This window comes from Gloeocapsa sp. PCC 7428 (genome assembly GCF_000317555.1).
In the GTDB taxonomy this organism is placed as follows: Bacteria; Cyanobacteriota; Cyanobacteriia; order Cyanobacteriales; family Chroococcidiopsidaceae; genus Chroogloeocystis.
In genome coordinates this window covers 4,405,630-4,424,334 of the sequence record NC_019745.1, presented here as the reverse complement: position 1 = coordinate 4,424,334, position 18,705 = coordinate 4,405,630, and the positions used below count along the sequence as shown (strand labels likewise).

The following is an 18,705-nucleotide window of genomic DNA, read 5'->3' as shown; positions in this document are numbered from 1 at the left end:
TATGTAATAAGATTAAGGCGTAAGTCACTTAAGAGTAGGCGAAAATAGTGCGATCGCGCCAGCAATGATTTGATTCCTCAAAAATATTTAATTAGAGCGTAACATTTGATATGCTGCGAAGAATCTTAACTGCAAGGAAGTCGGGCGCGTGTCTCAGCAGAATATTTGGGAATATCTAAAACGCTTACTCATCGCAGTCGGAATTATTGGGCTAGTTATTGTCCTATTACTCTTTGCTTGGGCAATTGTCGATGTTTTGTTGTTAATTTTTCTGGGATTGCTTCTTGCTGTAGTTCTGCGTACTCTAGCAAAACCAATAGCTCGTTACACGCCTTTAACCGTGCAATGGTCTTTAGGTGTCGTTGTACTGCTTATTGTTGCTGTTATTGGCATTGGTGGGTGGTTTTTTATTCCCGAAGTGTTGAGTCAGTTTGAATTATTTGTGCAGCAAGTTCAGTTGGGAATCAATCAATTACAAACTTTTTTAGCTCAATATAGTTGGGGTCAACAATTACTTGAGCAAGTTCCTGGCGGTGATGGCGGATTGCCAATATCCAACTTATTCAATCAATTTGTTGGTGCTTTCACGGTGACTTTAGAAGGATTAGCAAATACGCTGTTTGTCATTTTTGTTGGCGTATTTCTTGCTGTTGAGCCACATCTTTATCGCAGTGGAGTTGTGAGTTTAGTTCCGCCACGAGGACGCGATCGCGCGCAAGAAGTTATCGCGGGTGTCGTCCATGTACTCCGCGCTTGGCTATTAGGGCGAGTTATTTCGATGGTTGCGATCGGAGTTGTGATTGGAATTGGGTTAATGTTACTCGATATTCCTCTTGCCTTAGTGCTAGGAATCATCACCGGATTGTTAGAGTTTATTCCTGTTGTTGGACCAATTCTTTCCGCAGTTCCTGCGATTATTATTGCGATTAGTCAAGGTTTACTACCAGCAGTTTATGTTGCGCTCTTTTATCTTGTTGTACAACAACTAGAAGGTAATGTCCTGACACCAATCGTACAGCAAAAAACAGTTTCTTTGCCACCAGCAATTACACTCATTGCAGTTTTGGCAATGAGTGCTTTGTTCGGTGCATTAGGAGCATTAGTTGCGACACCACTTGCAGCAGTGATTATGGCTTTGATTAAAATGCTCTACTTGGAAGATGTTCTTGGTTCTCCTCAGTTAAGAGCAGAGAGGCAGAGGAGCAGGGGAGAATAGATAATTACGAATACAACGTTATTCCCGATTTCCTACTGCCTGTTACTTAATACAACGCTTTAGTCATCAAGTAGTACTTCTGGGTCGTCGTCGATTGAGAGCAGAAATTGAATCAAGTCAGTTTGGTCTTTTACAGAAAATCCCGCTTGTCTATCTACCCAGTAATTGTGACCGCTACCATCGACATTGACTCGTTGCAAGTCAGAATTTGCGCGATTAGCAGCAACGACAGGTTTACGCAGATTGCGATCGACGAGAACTCGCAAACTTGCACTGGGATCGGGTTGGATATTTTGTAGTAATGTACCAGCCATTCCTAACTGATCGGGATTTGCAACCTTAAAACCTTTTTTATCAGGTTTAAGGGCTTCTGAACTTGCAGCAACACCGCCATCGTGTAAATAAGGCGCGGTGAGATAAAGTCCAATCAAGTTAGGCACTTTGTATCCTCCTAAAGGATCGCTTTGCGCGTAAGCTAGCTCGATATCTTCTTTGGGTGTGATATCGGTAGGAACTGGGATGATAGGAGGATCGGGCGGTAAAGGAACCGAAACGTTAGGTGGATACGTTTGTGGTGGAACAAATAGCTTGGCAAAACCTTTTGATGCTTGGGCGCGGGATGGTTGCGTACCGATTTCGCGTTGGGCGATGACATCGTGATTTGTAAAGTAACGTCCGCTATGACAATCAACACAACCTGCTTTGTTAAATATCGCAGCACCATGTTTTAAAACTTCGATATCATTTGTGGGTTGATACGGTGGTGGCGCTAGCGTATTTTGATACGCCGACATCGCGTTAATTTGTTCTGCGACTTGGTATCCTGGGGAAGCTGCCATTAACCCGTTTTGCATAAATACACTGCTTTTTGGGTATTCTGGCATTTTGATAACTTCGTTGAAGCCTGGTTCTCCTGGTGTCGGATCGATTTTCTCGAAAAATTCTGACGGTTTGACTTTATCGGGTAAGCGGAATTTTGGATTGGATGCATTTTGTAGCATCGTACCCAGATAAATTTCTTTATCGACTCCTAAGAGTTCGCCCCCTGCATCCGCTGTTGTTGCGGGATCGGCGTTGACACCAAACACGGCATTATTTAATGTCGTTAAACCGTGGAACCAACCAACCGAAGCAACACCACTCCAGCTATACGGCCAAGAACCTTGGGTGTAAGACGAAGGAATTTGCGAAGGATTGTTTTTTAAGTCTCCATTCGAGGTAAAGTTACCAGGAGGCCATGATAATAAGTCGGTATCAACCGCATCTTCCATCGCTTTGATATCGGGTAAGCGGGCTTCTTGTCCGTCTTTGTTGATGTAGATGCGTTCGCCTGGCGGCATTTTTGTAGGATTCGCACTTGCTTGGCGAAATAATGCAGCAGAGTTACTCGCAAACGCAATAATTAAACCTGTGTCAACATCATTATTCGGCGCACCTTCTAAAACGCGACCTGTTTCAGAACTTACCGTCGCATGACACAACGCACAAGTTACGCCAACACGAACTTTACCCTGATCGAGAAACGAACGAATTCCCAATGGAAATAGCGAACCTTTCGGAACATCGATTCCTGTATTAAGTACCGTACCTGCTGTGAAAGTGCGATTACCTACTGTGACATCTTCATCTAAAGTGACTTGTAAATTTGTTGTCGGTTTTCCTCCTAATGCCAAAATTGTCTTACTTAAACTAGCAAGATTCAATGGTCCATCGAGAATACCAATGACATCAGTAAACAAATACTCATTGCCAAACGTTTCTAAATAAAACGCCTTGCGACCAAGATCGATCAGTTCTTCACTAACTTCCACCGCACCATTTTCCGGTGAAAGTTCTTGTCTTCCTGACTCTGTTTGCAAAAGTTGGTCAGCTTCCGCTTTACTTACCGTATGACCCAACACATCATACGCACCAATCTCCTGTGATGTCGGCTTTGTAAATGGTGTATAGGTGTTGTAAAGACTCGGTGGTGTTCCAGGAAGCGCGAGTTCAATGCGAAACGCAATAAACCCGACAAGAACAACCAAAGAAATCAAAATGATGATTGGACGTAATCGCATACGTACCTCATATAACTTCGATGCGTGCTTGGCGACTGAAGTCGCAGCTTAATCAACAATGTCCACCTGCGTGGACTGGCGCTAATGCATCCTTTGTTAACTTGCTTCAACTTGCCAAGGTTGCCAAGCCTTCTGTTTAACCTCAATTTCACCCTTTTGCGGAGTTGCATCCCAGCGCGTTACTCCGTCTTCCAGCCAGAAGCGTAACTGAATACAAGCGTCGCCGACTTCTAAGCGGTTAAGTGTAATCTCTGGTATCCAATGGGGTAAACAAGGATCGACATAAAGACACTTGTGCGGTGCATTCGCTTGCAAACCTAAAATTGCTTGCAACAGGTGAAATATTGAACCCGCCGCCCATGCTTGCGGGACATTTGCTTCTATGTAAGGCACTGGAAAAGCACCAGGCGATCGCTTGACACCAGAATAAAGTTCTGGTAAGCGGTAGCTAGCAAAATAGCTTGTTGCCTCAAAAAGGTCGCGTGCTAGCCGCGCGGTTTCTTCTGTGAAACTGTAGCGCTTGAACCCTAACGCAATGATGCCATTGTCGTGCGGCCAGATACTCCCCCGATGGTAAGAGAAAGGATTAAATGCAGGATTATTCGCCGATAAAGTCCGAATACCCCAGCCACTATACATATCGGGTGCGAGTAATTTTTGCACAACCTGCGCCGCGCGATCGCGCGAAACAATTCCACTCCACAAGCAATGTCCTGGATTTGATGCAATTGTCCGCACGGGTTTTTTATCAGGATCGAGTGTAAACGCATAAAAACCAATGTCTTCGCACCAAAAAGTTTCTTCAAACTGTGCTTGGAGTTTTGCGGCTTTATTACGCAGACGATCGGCGCGATCGCCTTCATCTAAATACTCAAAAATTTCTGCCATGCGCATCCACGCATCAAAAGCATAACCTTGCAATTCACACAACGCTTTTGGCGCTTTTACTTGACTACCATCAGGGTAAACAATCGCATCTCCTGAATCTTTCCAACCTTGGTTTTCGATTCCACTAGGCGATCGCGTTTCATACTCTTGAAAACCATCACCATCAAGATCGCCATAGCGGTCAATCCACTCTAAGCACCGTAAAATTACATCGCGATAGTCGTGCAACAACGAATCATCGCCTGTCCATTTCCAAGCCTCGTGTAAGACAATGAGATACAACATTGTTGCATCAGCTGTTCCGTAATAAGGCGTATGCGGAATCTTTTGAAAATGCGCGAGTTCGCCTTTGCGAATTTCATGTAAAATTTTGCCTGGTTGGGCATCGCGCCAATCGTCTTTTTCAGTAGCTTGCAACTGTCCTAGCTTCTTTAGCGTTCCGCGTGCAAAAGCAGGGTGCGTAATCATGTTTTGCAGCGTCGCAATTAAACTGTCGCGTCCAAACAGCGTAACAAACTTCGGAACCCCCGCCGCTGGTAGCCACTCATCAGGACCAAAGTCATAATCATACAATCGTAACGCTCCTGTATCGCTGACCGATTGCCGATATGCTCGATACACTTCTTCGTTAGCTACTGTCACTTCTGTAACAGTATCTAACCAATGGCGATACAGGTGTTCTAATTCGGTGTTAACTTCTTCATCAACAGCTTTGTAGTAACAAAGATGAATCGGTTCGCGCTTGCGGTCATTTTCAACCAAAATATAGTTTCCACAAGCGTGCCAGCTTTCACCTGGTTGTAGCGCGATTTCATAGTTAATCCGACCATTTGCATAATGAGGTTGCGAGTCGTAGTTACGCGGTTGGTAGATCAAACTACGGAAAAAATCTTTATTTTTGTAACTTGTATGCAGTTCTTTTTTTTCGATATCCCATTTTGTTTCTAAGCATCCCCGCCGCACATACTTTCCTGAAGAAACTTCAAAAATATCCGCAAAATCAGAGCGTAGCGCAATTTCTAGCGTGAATTTTGCTGGTTTAAGTCCGTAGTTGGTGAGGTCTAAATCTTCATGAATGCCGTGTTCAACGGTGCGGCTAATAATTAACGATAGCGAGTTTTGTTGAATTGCGCCGTCTTCGGTAATAATTTCTGGATTTGTTAAATAAACTCGTGACGCGTAGTAAGTTGTTGTTGTTGACCGCAGGCGAATCCAAGAACTGCTATTAGCGTAGCAGGCGTAATAACTTAAAAAACGCGTGTCTTCGGCAAAAATCCCCAAAAAACCATCTTGTTGAATTTGACCATCAAGGTCAGTAACCATAAATGTACCGCCATGATTAATCGTTAAAATAGGTGGACCAACGGTGATGCGCATATAACTCCTGATAATTAGATAATAAATAAACGTGAAGGTTGGTAATTGGTAATTGAAAAAAGATCTATTAGCTATTACCTACTGAAGTACTGGTAAAACTTTTTCGCCAAAGACCTCAATAAATGCTTCTTGTTCGCGGTTGACGTTGTGAAGTGTGATAACTTCAAAGCCAAGTTCGATATCTTTTTGCAACCATTCGATGTGTTGTTGCGGATCGGGTGAAATGCGCACGTATTGATACATATCTTCTGGTTTAACAAAATCGGCGATCGCATCAAATTGCTGCGGACTGCGTAAATCGGCTAACACTGGGCTGGGAAAAATATTGGTTCGCCACTGATCGTAAGCGCCGTCTAGCGCTGTTGCTGCGTCTGCTGCATAAGAAAGCTGTACTTTAAGATACATCGGTTTACCTTCGCCGCCTCCGCGCCGAAATGCTTCGACGACTTCTTTTAACTTTTCGTGTGGATGCGAGATTGTAATCATTCCATCTGCCCATCCGGCTAACCATTCGGCGGTTTGGGGTGTAATGGCTGCCCCAATGATTTTGGGAGGAACTTGAGCGCGAGTATAAAGTTTTGCTTCTTCTACGCGGACATGACCGTAATGCGTGACGGTTTCCCCTTGCCATAAAGCCCGCATAATCTCAGCACACTCTTGAAGACGGGCGTTGCGTTCGGCTTTTGCTAACCAGCGATCGCCTGTAATTTTTTCGTTCAAAGCTTGACCACTACCTAAAGCTACCCAAAAGCGTTCGGGAAACATTTCGGCTAAAGTTGCTGCGGCTTGGGCGATAATTGCTGGATGATATCGCTGTCCTGGGGCACAAACAACGCCAAAAGTCAAGGGGACAGCTTGCATTGCTGCGCCTAACCAAGACCAGGCGTAACCACTTTCCCCCTGGCGATCGCTCCAAGGGTAAAAATGATCCGAACACGATATTCGTTGAAATCCTGCATTGTAAGCAGCTTGAGCGTATTGCAGCAGGGTACTCGGTTTAAATTGTTCGTGCGAGCAATGGTAGCCAAACTTAGCCATAGCAATTCTGATCCCAATTTACAAAGATAAGCGTCATTTTCTCCTCTGCTCACCCACACGCAGCCACTTTAAAGCACAATACGATTAGAGGAGCGATCGCAAAAACATCTGCGTGATGTAGTACTGATTTCCCTCGCGCCAAACGCCCACGCCTGTTTCGGCAAAGACAGAGCGTAAAATATTTTCACGGTGTCCAGGACTTTCCATCCATCCTTGGACTGCGGCGGGTACAGGATCGGCAATATTAGTACTCCGAAATAAGTTTTCACCGACCATTAAATAAACAATTCCGCCGTCACGCACTCGTTGCGCTGGAGTATCGCCATCGGGTCCTGTATGACTAAAAAAGTTTTCCTGCGCCATCCTTTGACTATATTGGCGTGCGACTTGGGCTAAGCGTTCGTTGTTTTCTAACGGTTGTAAATTGTTCTCCACGCGAATTTCATTAATTTGTTGGCGAATCGCCGCTTCCATTTCGGCAATGTTTGGAGTTTGCGCAGGAATCGAGGGTAACGGTTGATTCAGCAATAGATCCGCACCAGGGATCGATAAGATAAGCTCTCTTGCAGGTTCACATCCTCCTAAAATTAGTGCGATCGGCGTACTTAAAACAAATAATCTCCATGAGAATTTTCGGTTGTTCATGCGGATGCTGTATTCGCTAAAGCTCTAATATGCGTAAATTCACTTATCTTCTAATGTACGCAGAAAGTTTAGTGACTCGCAATTCCTCCAATAGAGCGCTTTTATTTAATTTATGAACATCTTGTCAAGGCGGTTAATAGTTATTAGTTAATTGTTAGTAGCCCTTAACTATTAACCATTGACAGCCCTGATCAGAATTTCCCAAAAAGAGCGTTAGTAGAAACTTCTTCTTTGCATTGACAACCGGCGACGCTTGGGTGTTCCTAAGAAAAACTGCATAATGTTACCGACAGTTCTATCAGTAGCGCTTTCTGTTGCACCGCTACTAATATTACGCAATCCGTGCAAATCTAAAAAGCTAAATCCTACTTTGGAGAAAAAGGGAATCAAACAAAACAAGAAAGTATCAACAGTTTGATTGAAAACTCGAAATCCTGAAGGTCCAAGAATCCATACAATGGGATAGCAAATCCACAGCACCGTGAAATAGGTTGTTAGGCGATCGTAAAAGTTTGAGAGTTCAGCGCCTTGGCTGCGGGTTTTGGCGCGTAGGGGCCCCCAAATTCCCCACAAAACAACCAAGAAAGCAACAACACCGTTGAAATACCACAGGTATCGCACCCAAGGAATCACCGATAAATCAGCAACTAAGCCACAGACAACAACAATCACTTGCGTCATCATCAATGCAGCGATTAGCGTCCAATCTTTTTTCTGTAAGCGATGCATCCCTGTCCAAGATAGCGCGAGTAGCAACAAAGGCGTAGTGACAACCCAATCTATATAGCGTGCGAAGTGAGTAATTTGACCTGCAACTGCAATCTTTCCTTGCTCTAACTCGCCGTGTGGTAAGTTCATTGAAAGATATGCTAATCCTGACCAAATAGGAATAAACGCTGCAACTAAATATTCATACTTGGGTACACCACGCGGGTTAGTACTTAGCGAAATAAAGTAGATCGCGCCAACCGCCATTCCCAAAATGTAAAGCCAATGAAATAAAGCTTGTAGATCCATTACTCCTCCAGCGAATTAATGGGGAAAAGTGTATTAAACTCAACAAAAATTTTACACAATGAGTTAATAAGTAATACTCCCTATAAATAGATTGGCTCTTTTGTAATATTCATCTTCTATCTAAAGAATGATAAAAATCGGATTGAAATTAAAATTTTAAAGAAAATATCGCGTAACAATTCAATTTTTTTTCTATGTATTCCTGGTACTTTGCTGTTTATAATCGCGGAGAATTTGTAGAAATTTATTCATATTAAAACTACGCGGATCAATTCTTGTTCCTGAACGATCTACGGCGCGATGCGTTGTAATTCGGTCTTCGGGAACGCTGCTTTGGGCAATTAACCACGCTAGTGAACGATATTGTTCTTCTGTGTAACCGCTATGTCTTCGCGCATTATTTCTACCACTTGGCGGTGTTTCTAGTGCTGCATGATACGCAAAGTTATTCACAGAAGGAGGAAAATTAGGATGCGTTTTTACTGCTTCCGGACCTGACGCACCATCAAACACAGAATTTCCTGCACCAAAAGCCCGATATTCAGGCGGGACGAGATAAACAACGGTTCCATCTAATTTAATTAATGCATGGTAACTTGCTTGCTTACTTTCTTCGTAGTGCGGTGTTTGAAAAAAATTAATTGTACTCGCCGCCGAACTTACGGTTTCGTGTAAAACAATGATTGGTTGATTAGAAACAGGAACGCCGTTAATATCAGTTACCAGCCTTGAACCATAATTTGTTGGGTGTACTGGAATAACTTCATAGTTTGGTTGATATTTGAGTTGCGAGATATTTCCTGTTTCACTTGGAGTGGCGATCGCCTTTGGCGCTGCGCTCCGTGCAATCGCTTGTGAATAAATAGGTTGATTATCTGTTTCTACGGTTATGACTGGTGTCGATTTAGCTTCTCCGCGCGAATCTGTATTTCTCACAGCTAAACTAATTGTAAAAAAGCAAACTAGTATAATACTGATGACGACTCGAATCCAAACAGAACGCCGCATTTTTGAGTGACTTGTATAGTTTAGTGAAACGACTTTTTAGCTTGAGGAGAGTATTCTGTACAATCTATTGCCTCTTGGGTTAAAGCAATTTTAGGATTCACTGCACACTTGAGATAAGGATTGCTAGAAAAATATCGACAGTTGCTGCAAGGAATCTTATTGAGTTGTTTTAAATTGACAACAATATCGCTTTGCTTATTTTTACGAAATTTAAATAACATTGTCAAAAAAATCGCGCCACCAGTTACTAAGCTGAGAGGTCCCCAGAAGCTAACAGCATTGTTTGGTACGCTAACTTGATTATTAGATGATGGCGTATTCTGTGCTATTTCTACATAATTTGAGTTACTAAAATTTCTCTCTGCGATTGAAAAATTTTGATGAGATTGCCGCCCCTGCATACTAATTACCTCAAGATTACAGTTACTTGTTAGGATTTGGATTGCACCGGAACTAAAATTTAGATATTTTTTGTAAGATTTATAATTCGGCAAAACCTAGCTGGAGAGTTGCTATAAAAATTAATACTATACAAATCAAGTTATTAAGTCAGTTGCTCCTAACGATCAGTATTTGAAACAATTGTGACGAGAAAGTGACAGAAAATGAAAAAAATCAACTATGTAGTTAAATTAGCCTACGAAAACAGTGGAGTTACGTAGTATAATTTTTATGCTTAGTCAATATAAGCTTAGGTATTTACTGTCACTACTTAAGACAGCAGCCTGAATTTCAAACATAGTGTTATGGTTGAAACTGAAATCGTCGAGTTCAAAAGTAGCGATAAAAATCTTTGAGTCAGAGGAGTAAAGTTCACTGTGAATTTTGGTCGATGGATTGGCTTAATTGTTCTGCTAATTTCTTTATATATCCTTTGGCAGATTCGACAGTTGCTTTTACTCTTACTTACGGCAGTTGTTATAGCGACAGCGTTGAATCGGTTAGTTCTACAACTGCAAAGATTGAACGTCAAACGCGGCTGGGCGGTTTTAATTACTTTAACAAGTTTACTAGCGCTGCTTGTTGGCTTCTTCTTGCTCATCGTACCTGCTTTTGTCGAGCAATTTCAACAACTCATCGCTTTATTACCAACAGGATTTGCAAGAATTCAAACTTGGCTTACTTGGTTAGAGCAGCAGATCCTAAGATGGTTTCCAAATTTACCAGCAAATTTACCGGATGTTACGAGCTTAATTCAACAAATTCAGCCGATCGCAACTCAGTTACTCGGTCAGTCGGTTAACTTCTTCTCAACTTCGATTACAGCATTTTTACAATTTCTCTTGGTTCTTGTGTTGACACTGATGCTGTTAGCACAACCGCAGCCGTATCGTCAAGCTTTTATCCGTTTGTTTCCTTCATTTTATCGCCGTCGCGTTGATGAGATTTTGACGCGGTGTGATGTGGCTTTAGGAAGTTGGGCAAGTGGCGCGGTGATTACAGGAATCTTTATTGCAGTTTTAAGCGGCTTGGGTTTATGGATTATCGGCGTACCACTTGCTTTAGCTCATGCAATTCTCGCAGGTTTACTCAACTTTATTCCGAATATTGGACCTACATTAAGCGCAGTCTTTCCAATCGCGATCGCACTTCTTGACGCGCCGTGGAAATCACTTGCTGTGTTAATCTTATACATCATTATTCAAAACATCGAAAGTTACTGGCTCACTCCAACGGTAATGGCATACCAAGTAGCACTATTACCAGCGATCACATTGACAGCACAATTATTGTTTGCAGGCTTTTTCGGTGTATTGGGTTTACTGATGGCACTACCACTAACTGTGATTGCTAAAACATGGTTAGAGGAAGTTTTATTTATCGACATTTTAGATAAGTGGCGGCATCCTCATCAAATTGTTCGTGAGGAAGTTATTTACGATTCCAATACCGACTACGATACAGAAATTAGTGAGGAATGGAAGGAAGTTTAAATAAAGCTTTTAGCACTTGGCAATCAAATAAAAGCTAATTGCTAAGAGTTACCCATTTACTGAATTCTCGTCTTTGTGTTCAGCTTTGAGTTGATTCAATTCAAACAAACTAATCAACACGCCGGCGATTGGAACCGAGAGAAAAACACCAACTAAACCAGCAATTCTTGCACCTACTAGCAAGGCAAAAAACATCACGACTGGATTAACATTCAGCGAACCTTGCATAATTTTTGGCATTAGTACGTTTTCTTCAACTTGTTGCAAGAGAACGCAGCCGATTAAAACTTGCAGGCTTAGCCAAATTCCTTGGGGTAATAAGATGATTGATACCAAGCCGACACCGATAGTCGCGCCAATTCCAGGAATGAGGTCAAAAACACCAGCGATCGCCGCTAGAAGTAAAGCAAATGGTGCTTGTAATAGCAGCAAGACAATATAAACCGATACGCCAAAAAAGAGCGATAATAAAAACCGCCCCCAAAAGAAGCCGAGAAAATTTTGTTGTACCGCATGAGTTAACTTCTCGCGAAAGCGTGGCGGAAAGACTTGTAAAAGAAAATACCAAAGTCTTTTGCCATCGAGTAACATAAATAACGCAATAACTGCAATGATAATCAAATCGACAACATTAGTCACAATGGTTTGTAAGGCAGCAAAGCCAAATCCTAGCCCTGCTAAAGCTTGATTGCGAAGTTGTTCTTCAATTGCATTAAAATCTACTTGAAAGTTGAATCGCTGAAGTAGTTGTTCGATTTGTTCTACTACAGGTAAAACACTATTTAATAATTCTGGGGCTTGATTGAGGAGTTGTTCGCCTTGCGATAAAATCGCTAAACCAATTGTAAAAACTATAGCGAGTAAAAGAAAAATACTGAGGAGAAAGACAATAATAACCGCTACAGTATGCGGTAAAAAACGCTCTACCCAGCGGACAGGATAACTCAGAAGAAACGCAAAAACTGCCGCAAAAATAAAAGTGACAATAACGTGTTCAAAATAAGCTAGGATTTGAGTTATTGCCCAGCCAAGTGCAATCAGTAGTAGCGATCGAACTAACGTTGAATTATTGAGTCGATTCCATAAAGCTTTAATCGGTGGTTCGCTCATAAATAAGGCGGAGGAAAGTTAAATAAATATTTTGGAATAGGACGATAATGTCAAGTTTAGGTTTAGATAATAAAGCTAACCTTTTATTCTGATTCTTTCACTGTTGTAACTGCCTCAACCGTCTTCCCAAACGTATAAACGCTGACCCCCGATCTTTGACCTTTGCCCCCTTGTTTTACTATCGTCTACCAATTAAGCTATGCCATGCACGCATACACTTACGACGTAAATTCGTTAATAAACCTGGAGAGGATTTGCGCTTTTGAGATGCTTGAGATGGATCTTCCGAAATTGGAATTGCATATTCTTCTGGGACGATTGGGGAACCGTGTTCTTTTGCATAGACTTTAGTAAACTCTGCACCCAAAAATAAAATATGAGCAGCGTAGTAAATCCAAGTGATAATAATTAAAAATGAACCAGCAACACCGTAAGCTGAGGCAAAATTTGTTCGACTGAGGAACAAGCCAAAAAAGTATTGACCTAGCATAAATAATATAGTTGTGAAAATAGCGCCGACTAAAGCATCTCGCCACCGAACTTTGGCATCAGGTAGTACAGTATATATTGCGGCAAATAAGAAGGCGATCATGCCAAATGAAACAACAAAGCTAAGAATTTGCCACCAATAGCCCTGCCCAGGAGTTAAATCGTTTAAAACATCAACAACTGATGCTAGTACTGTATTAGCGACAAAAGAAACAAGCAGTAAAAAGGCAATAACTAACACCATCGCGAACGATACTAATCGCTTACGCAGAAAGTGTGTAATATGCTTTCCTGGTACTGGTTTAACTTCCCAGATTTTATCGAGTGCACTTTGAATTTGGGCAAAAACCCCAGAAGCGCCAAACGCAAAAAATCCCAAGTTAAAAATGAGTTGAAATGGCCCTCCGGTAGCATCTTGTCGCATATTAGCGATCGCTGTGGCAATCACCTCAGCACTTTCTGGTCCCACAATACCTTGAATTTGATCGACGAGTTGCTGTTGTGCGGTTGCTTCGCCATAAATTGCTCCCACCATCATAATCACCAGGATCATTAATGGTACGAGCGAGAAAACTGTGTAATATGCCAACGATGAAGCAAGTAGTGATACTTGATTAAATTGCCACTCTGAAATTGTCTCCTTGAGTAGCCGCCACACATTTTGTAAATATCTCATCACAATTTAAGAACGTTACTTCTTAGTTTTAATTTATACCTATCGTGGGGAATGCAGTACAATAATCGAAACTTCTTGGTGAGTGCGGGCAATAACTTCTGGTTCAGTTCCTAGCATCCGCATACTTAAAATATCAGGGTGGTTTCCTGAAGTAAGAATAAGTAAATCGTCAGGTTGTAACATTCTGGCGACGCGGGTGACAAAGTTACCACGTACGTGTTCAATGGTGACTTCTGTTTGCACGGGTGGAACTTTAGGCGCTTTACGGCGGGGATTTCTGGTGACGTGTAATACTTTTAACGTTGCTTTGAGTTCCTCAGCTAAAGTTTCGGCTAAAGCGATTGTTTTCTGCAATTGCGATGAAGCAAAATCCAAATCGGTTAATGCTAGAATGACGCGGTCTGTGTTTCTAATTGGTTGCGTAAATCGCGCGACTAATACCGGTACAGTTGCTTGACGGATAATATTGTCGATAACACTGCCAAAAAAATTATCGCGATAGCTAGAGTAACCTTTCCAACCACAAACGATTAAATTGGCATCGCGTTCTTGTGCCGCTCTCAGAATTCCTTTTTCAATTGAATCATCAACACGCCCAATGGTTTCAACCGATGTTACAGCCGCATGGGCGATCGTTTCTGCTGTGGCTAAGAGTTGTTGTTGCTGAATTCTTTTCTCGGCGGTAATCGGTCCACTGTTATCTGTGAGAATGTGTAAGGGTAGCAACGTACCGTTACTTTTTTTTGCCAAAGTTATCGCGAGTTTCAATAGATGATCTTCGGTACTAGGGTTAGCGACAGGAACTAAAATGCGATCGCCAATCTGCGTTGTTTCAGTTGTAGGCGTAACAGCATCAGGTTTGACGTCGCGCCCCCAACGCGTTGTCACCCAGGGAGACGCAATACACGTCACCAAGATCATTGCGATCGTGCCATTCACCGTTAACTGATCGACTAAATCAATTTCAAATGCAACCGTAATTGCAGCTAAAGTTGACGCCGCTTGCGCTACCGAAAGCCCAAACATTAACATCACGTTAGAAAACGGTAATCCAATGATTTTTCCTGTTCCCCACGCAGGTAAAAATTTCGCAACAATCGCAACAAAAGTCATGACTCCTGCTACTAATAAAGAGCGCGGTTCGCTCAACAAAATGGCAGGATTAATCAACATTCCTACAGAAATCAGAAAAAAGGGAATAAATAATGTATTACCAATAAATTGAATGCGGTTCATCAATGGACTCAATTGCGGAATCAACTGTGAGATCGCAATTCCTGCTAAAAATGCCCCAATAATTGGTTCGATTTCAATTAATTCTGCTACATAAGATACGATAAATAACGTTGCCACAACAAATGTAAATTCGGCACTTTCATCGTGTCCAAATCGCCGAAAAAACCAACGACCAACTTTAGGAACTCCCCATAAAGTAGCAAAAGTATAAATCGTTAAAGCAGGAATTAGAAACAACCAAAAACCTAGCGTTAAGTTTCCTTGATGCGCGCGGACAACAACAGCTAAAACTAAAAGAGCTAGAACATTTGTAATTAAGGTTCCTCCTAAAACTGTCGTGACAGCTTGCGTTCGCATTACTCCTAATCGCATCGCAATTGGTAGCGCAAGAAGAGTATGCGACGCAAAACAAGAAGCAACAAGAATTGATGCGAGTAAACCATAACCAAGCAGCAACATACTCCCAGTTCCTAACAGCATGGGAATTGCAAAAGTTGCTATGCCAAATATGACGGCTTTATCGGCGTTGTACTTTAAATCGTCAAGGCTTGTTTCCAAACCAGCCATGAACATCAAAAATAGCAATCCTACCGTACCGAGTAAAACGATTGTACTATCGCGTTCTAAAAGTCCAAGACCATAAGGACCTACAACTAATCCTGCTAAAATTAAACCGACAATCCCTGGTAGCTTAATTCGCTCGAATAATAGCGGCGCAACGAGCATGATTGCCATGATAATCAGGAAGACAGGTACAGGATCGGTAATTGGACCCGTTAGAATTGAGGGGCGAAGAAACTCAACAAGCGATCGCCCTGTATTTTGCGTAGACAACCAACTCGCTTGCACGAATGTGCTAAATGTTACTTGATAAAATTGCCAAATTTCCATTGTGCTTTGAGTGTAAAGATTGCTAACAAATGAGCTATACATATCAATTTTGCTTTCTCAAAATATCTATATTTAGTTACTTTTTTATTAGCTAAACTCTGTATTTCTAAATATGAGATGGCTTGAGCGCCAAGTATAAAGTAGCTACAAGCTATAGACTATCAACACGGAAACCTAATGTTTAATATTTTAAAAATTGTCATTTTTCTATCATAAATATTGAATAAAGTAATAAAGATAACGGTCTTAACAAACACGGAATGACTTGCAGTGTAACTTTAATCTATAACTCAACTGCCAGTAACAGTGTCGGGGGGCAAATCACATGACAGCAACAGAAGAAAAATTGCTGGAACATCATTGGCATAATCTATCTCTACAGGAAGTTGCTCAACGTTTAGACAGTAATCCTCAAACTGGTTTATCCGCCGCCGAAGTATCGCAACGACAGCAGAAATACGGTCCTAATGAGTTAAAAGCCAAACCAGGGAAAAGCCCAATCGTTCGATTTTTGTTGCAGTTTAACCAACCACTGCTTTATATCTTATTGATTGCCGGTGCAATTAAAGCATTACTCGGCTCGTGGGTCAATGCCGGAGTCATCTGGGGTGTCACGCTCATTAATGCGATTATTGGCTACGTCCAAGAATCGAAAGCCGAAAGTGCGATTTCTGCACTCGCCTCAGCGGTGCGAACCGAAGCAACTGTCATGCGTAACAGTGAGAAAGTGCGCGTATCCTCGACAGAAATTGTTCCTGGCGATGTTGTGTTACTTGCTTCTGGCGACAAAGTTCCCGCAGATTTACGGTTAATCGATGTTCGTAACTTACAGGTCAACGAATCAGCGCTAACTGGCGAATCAGTCGCTGTCGAAAAAACAACACAACAAGTAGACGTTGATGCCCCTTTAGCCGAACGTATCAATATGGCGTACGCGGGTAGCTTTGTCACCTTTGGTACAGCAAGAGGGATTGTCGTTGCGATCGCCCAAGACACCGAAACCGGACGCATCTCGCAGTTAATTGATCGCGGCACTAACTTAGTCACTCCACTCACCCGTAAATTTGACCGTTTCAGCCGTACGCTACTGTACATTATTTTGGGTGTTGCTGCTTTAACCTTCGCGGTTGGTATTGGCTACGGTAACTCGATAGTCGATATGTTTGAAGCGGCGGTAGCATTAGCCGTCAGTGCGATTCCCGAAGGATTACCCGCTGTTGTCACCGTAACATTAGCAATTGGTGTGTCACGGATGGCGCGACGTCATGCGATCATCCGCAAGCTACCTGCGGTAGAAACCCTCGGCGGTGCGACGGTGATTTGTTCGGACAAAACCGGAACGCTGACCGAAAACCAAATGACGGTACAAGCAATTTACGCAGGCGAACAGCACTATAAAGTTACGGGTAGCGGGTATAATCCAGAAGGAGAAATTATTGTTGATACAGATATACCTGATGGTGTTGCCGCACAGCAGAGTGCAGATCTCAACTCAAATGTTGCATTGCATGAATGTTTAATTGCGGGTTTGCTGTGTAATGACTCGCGGATTGAAGTCAAAGATGGACAAAATACTGTCATCGGCGATCCAACCGAAGGCGCTTTGATTATCGCCGCGAACAAAGCAGGGCTGAATGATAACCATGAAAAAGCCATGCCGCGAGTTGATGTCATTCCCTTTGAGTCTGAGTTTCAGTACATGGCAACTTTGCATAAACAGAGGTTAGGGAAAGACGGTAATTCTCAACACATAATTTATGTGAAGGGTTCGGTGGAGGCGCTGCTAAAGCGCTGTGAGCGAATGTTGGATACCGAAGGCGAACTCCAGCCTCTCGATGCACAGACGATTCAAGCACAAGTCGATGCAATGGCACATCAAGGCTTACGAGTGCTAGCGTTTGCAAAAAAAAACGCGCCAGCACAGCGATCGCTCGATCACGATGATATTGCCGCAGGATTGATCTTTATCGGATTGCAAGGGATGATCGATCCACCGCGTACTGAAGCAATTAGAGCGGTACAAGCGTGTCAAGAAGCAGGAATTCAAGTCAAGATGATTACGGGCGATCATGCTGTGACGGCGCAGGCGATCGCGCAACGCATGGGCTTTAATCACCACAAGGAAGTGATTGCGTTTACCGGACAACAACTCGCGCAGATGGACGATCGCGAACTCGCTAACGCGGTAGAAGATGGTGCGGTGTTCGCGCGGGTTGCACCTGAGCAGAAACTACGCTTGGTAGAAGCTTTACAATCTAAAGGTGAAATTGTCGCGATGACCGGTGATGGCGTTAATGATGCGCCTGCCTTGCGACAAGCGGATATCGGCATTGCGATGGGTGGTGCGGGAACCGAAGTCGCCAAAGAAGCCGCCGACATGATTTTAACCGATGATAACTTCGCGTCGATTGAAGCCGCAGTTGAAGAAGGACGCACAGTGTATCGCAATTTATTGAAAGCGATCGCGTTTATTCTCCCTGTCAATGGTGGTGAATCGATGACGATTTTGATTAGCGTATTGCTAGCGCGAGTTTTACCGATTCTCTCGTTACAAGTTCTGTGGCTGAATATGGTGAATTCAATTGCGATGACAGTACCACTTGCATTTGAACCCAAGTCAGAAATTGTCATGCAGCAGCAACCGCGCAACCCCAATGAACCACTATTATCGCGTAAGCTAGTGCAGCGTATTATCCTCATCTCTGCATTCAACTGGATTCTGATTTTTGGAATGTTTGAATGGGTACTGCGCGATACAGGAAATGTGGCTTTAGCGCGGACAATGGCAATTCAAGCGCTTGTATCGGGAAGAATCTTCTATCTTATCAGTTTAAGTCAACTTGGTATCGCGATCGCAAGTAGACTGCGTGGTAGAAGAAGAGAATCCTTCAGCGATGCGCGCGCAATTATGGTCGGAATTGTGACTGCTGTGATTTTACAGGTTATTTTCAGTCAGTGGAGCTTAATGAATACCTTATTTGCTACCGCACCACTCAACTGGAATCAATGGCTCATTTGTTTACTTGTCGGTTTACCCATGATTCCGCTTGCGATCGTGGCTAATCGAATCGATCCAATTGAGAAGCCTTCTTCTCGAACTCGATAAGTAGCGCCGAGGTT

The 18,705-nt window shown here is 42.8% G+C and carries 13 protein-coding genes; 3 read left to right on the top strand and 10 right to left on the bottom strand.

Features of this window, described 5'->3' with window-relative positions:
• Positions 1-148: 148 nt before the first annotated feature.
• Positions 149-1,216 carry an AI-2E family transporter gene (locus GLO7428_RS19460; protein ID WP_015190291.1) on the top strand — a complete coding sequence of 356 codons (1,068 nt, stop codon included), beginning with the start codon at positions 149-151 and terminating at the stop codon, positions 1,214-1,216.
• A gap of 59 nt (positions 1,217-1,275) precedes the next feature.
• On the opposite strand, the gene GLO7428_RS19455 is transcribed toward GLO7428_RS19460, so the two are convergent.
• From GLO7428_RS19455 to GLO7428_RS19425, 7 genes are all read right to left on the bottom strand, one after another.
• Entirely contained in the window at positions 1,276-3,276 is a 2,001-nt protein-coding gene (locus GLO7428_RS19455; RefSeq protein ID WP_015190290.1) for a di-heme oxidoredictase family protein, read from the bottom strand.
• Positions 3,277-3,372: 96 nt separating this feature from the next.
• On the bottom strand, positions 3,373-5,541 hold the full coding sequence (locus GLO7428_RS19450; RefSeq protein ID WP_015190289.1) for a glycogen debranching N-terminal domain-containing protein: 2,169 nt from the start codon (positions 5,539-5,541) through the stop codon (positions 3,373-3,375).
• A gap of 78 nt (positions 5,542-5,619) precedes the next feature.
• Positions 5,620-6,579, bottom strand: a complete 960-nt coding sequence (locus tag GLO7428_RS19445) for a TIGR03885 family FMN-dependent LLM class oxidoreductase (RefSeq protein ID WP_015190288.1) — start codon at positions 6,577-6,579, stop codon at positions 5,620-5,622.
• An 84-nt stretch (positions 6,580-6,663) separates the two neighbouring features.
• Positions 6,664-7,224 (bottom strand): CAP domain-containing protein, encoded by a 561-nt coding sequence (locus GLO7428_RS19440; protein ID WP_015190287.1) that lies wholly within the window; start codon positions 7,222-7,224, stop codon positions 6,664-6,666.
• A gap of 213 nt (positions 7,225-7,437) precedes the next feature.
• The gene (locus tag GLO7428_RS19435; RefSeq protein WP_015190286.1) at positions 7,438-8,241 is read right to left on the bottom strand and encodes a bacteriorhodopsin; all 804 of its coding nucleotides are present in this window, start codon (positions 8,239-8,241) and stop codon (positions 7,438-7,440) included.
• Between the two features lie 192 nt (positions 8,242-8,433).
• Entirely contained in the window at positions 8,434-9,249 is an 816-nt protein-coding gene (locus tag GLO7428_RS19430; RefSeq protein ID WP_015190285.1) for an N-acetylmuramoyl-L-alanine amidase, read from the bottom strand.
• Positions 9,250-9,269: 20 nt separating this feature from the next.
• Positions 9,270-9,743: a hypothetical protein gene (locus tag GLO7428_RS19425; RefSeq protein WP_155823804.1), complete on the bottom strand. Its 474-nt coding sequence runs from the start codon at positions 9,741-9,743 to the stop codon at positions 9,270-9,272.
• A 324-nt stretch (positions 9,744-10,067) separates the two neighbouring features.
• Here GLO7428_RS19425 and GLO7428_RS19420 point away from each other — a divergent pair, with 324 nt between their 5' ends.
• The gene (locus tag GLO7428_RS19420; protein WP_015190283.1) at positions 10,068-11,183 is read left to right on the top strand and encodes an AI-2E family transporter; all 1,116 of its coding nucleotides are present in this window, start codon (positions 10,068-10,070) and stop codon (positions 11,181-11,183) included.
• A 48-nt stretch (positions 11,184-11,231) separates the two neighbouring features.
• Here the strand turns inward: GLO7428_RS19420 and GLO7428_RS19415 are convergent, their stop codons facing one another.
• The 3 genes from GLO7428_RS19415 to GLO7428_RS19405 form a co-directional block, all read right to left on the bottom strand.
• Entirely contained in the window at positions 11,232-12,293 is a 1,062-nt protein-coding gene (locus GLO7428_RS19415) for an AI-2E family transporter (RefSeq protein WP_015190282.1), read from the bottom strand.
• Positions 12,294-12,471: 178 nt separating this feature from the next.
• On the bottom strand, positions 12,472-13,458 hold the full coding sequence (locus GLO7428_RS19410; protein ID WP_015190281.1) for a YihY/virulence factor BrkB family protein: 987 nt from the start codon (positions 13,456-13,458) through the stop codon (positions 12,472-12,474).
• Positions 13,459-13,497: 39 nt separating this feature from the next.
• Positions 13,498-15,585, bottom strand: coding sequence for a cation:proton antiporter (locus GLO7428_RS19405; protein ID WP_155823801.1), 2,088 nt, complete (start codon positions 15,583-15,585; stop codon positions 13,498-13,500).
• Between the two features lie 325 nt (positions 15,586-15,910).
• On the opposite strand from GLO7428_RS19405, the gene GLO7428_RS19400 reads away from it, so the two are divergent.
• On the top strand, positions 15,911-18,691 hold the full coding sequence (locus GLO7428_RS19400) for a cation-transporting P-type ATPase (RefSeq protein WP_015190279.1): 2,781 nt from the start codon (positions 15,911-15,913) through the stop codon (positions 18,689-18,691).
• Positions 18,692-18,705 lie beyond the last annotated feature (14 nt).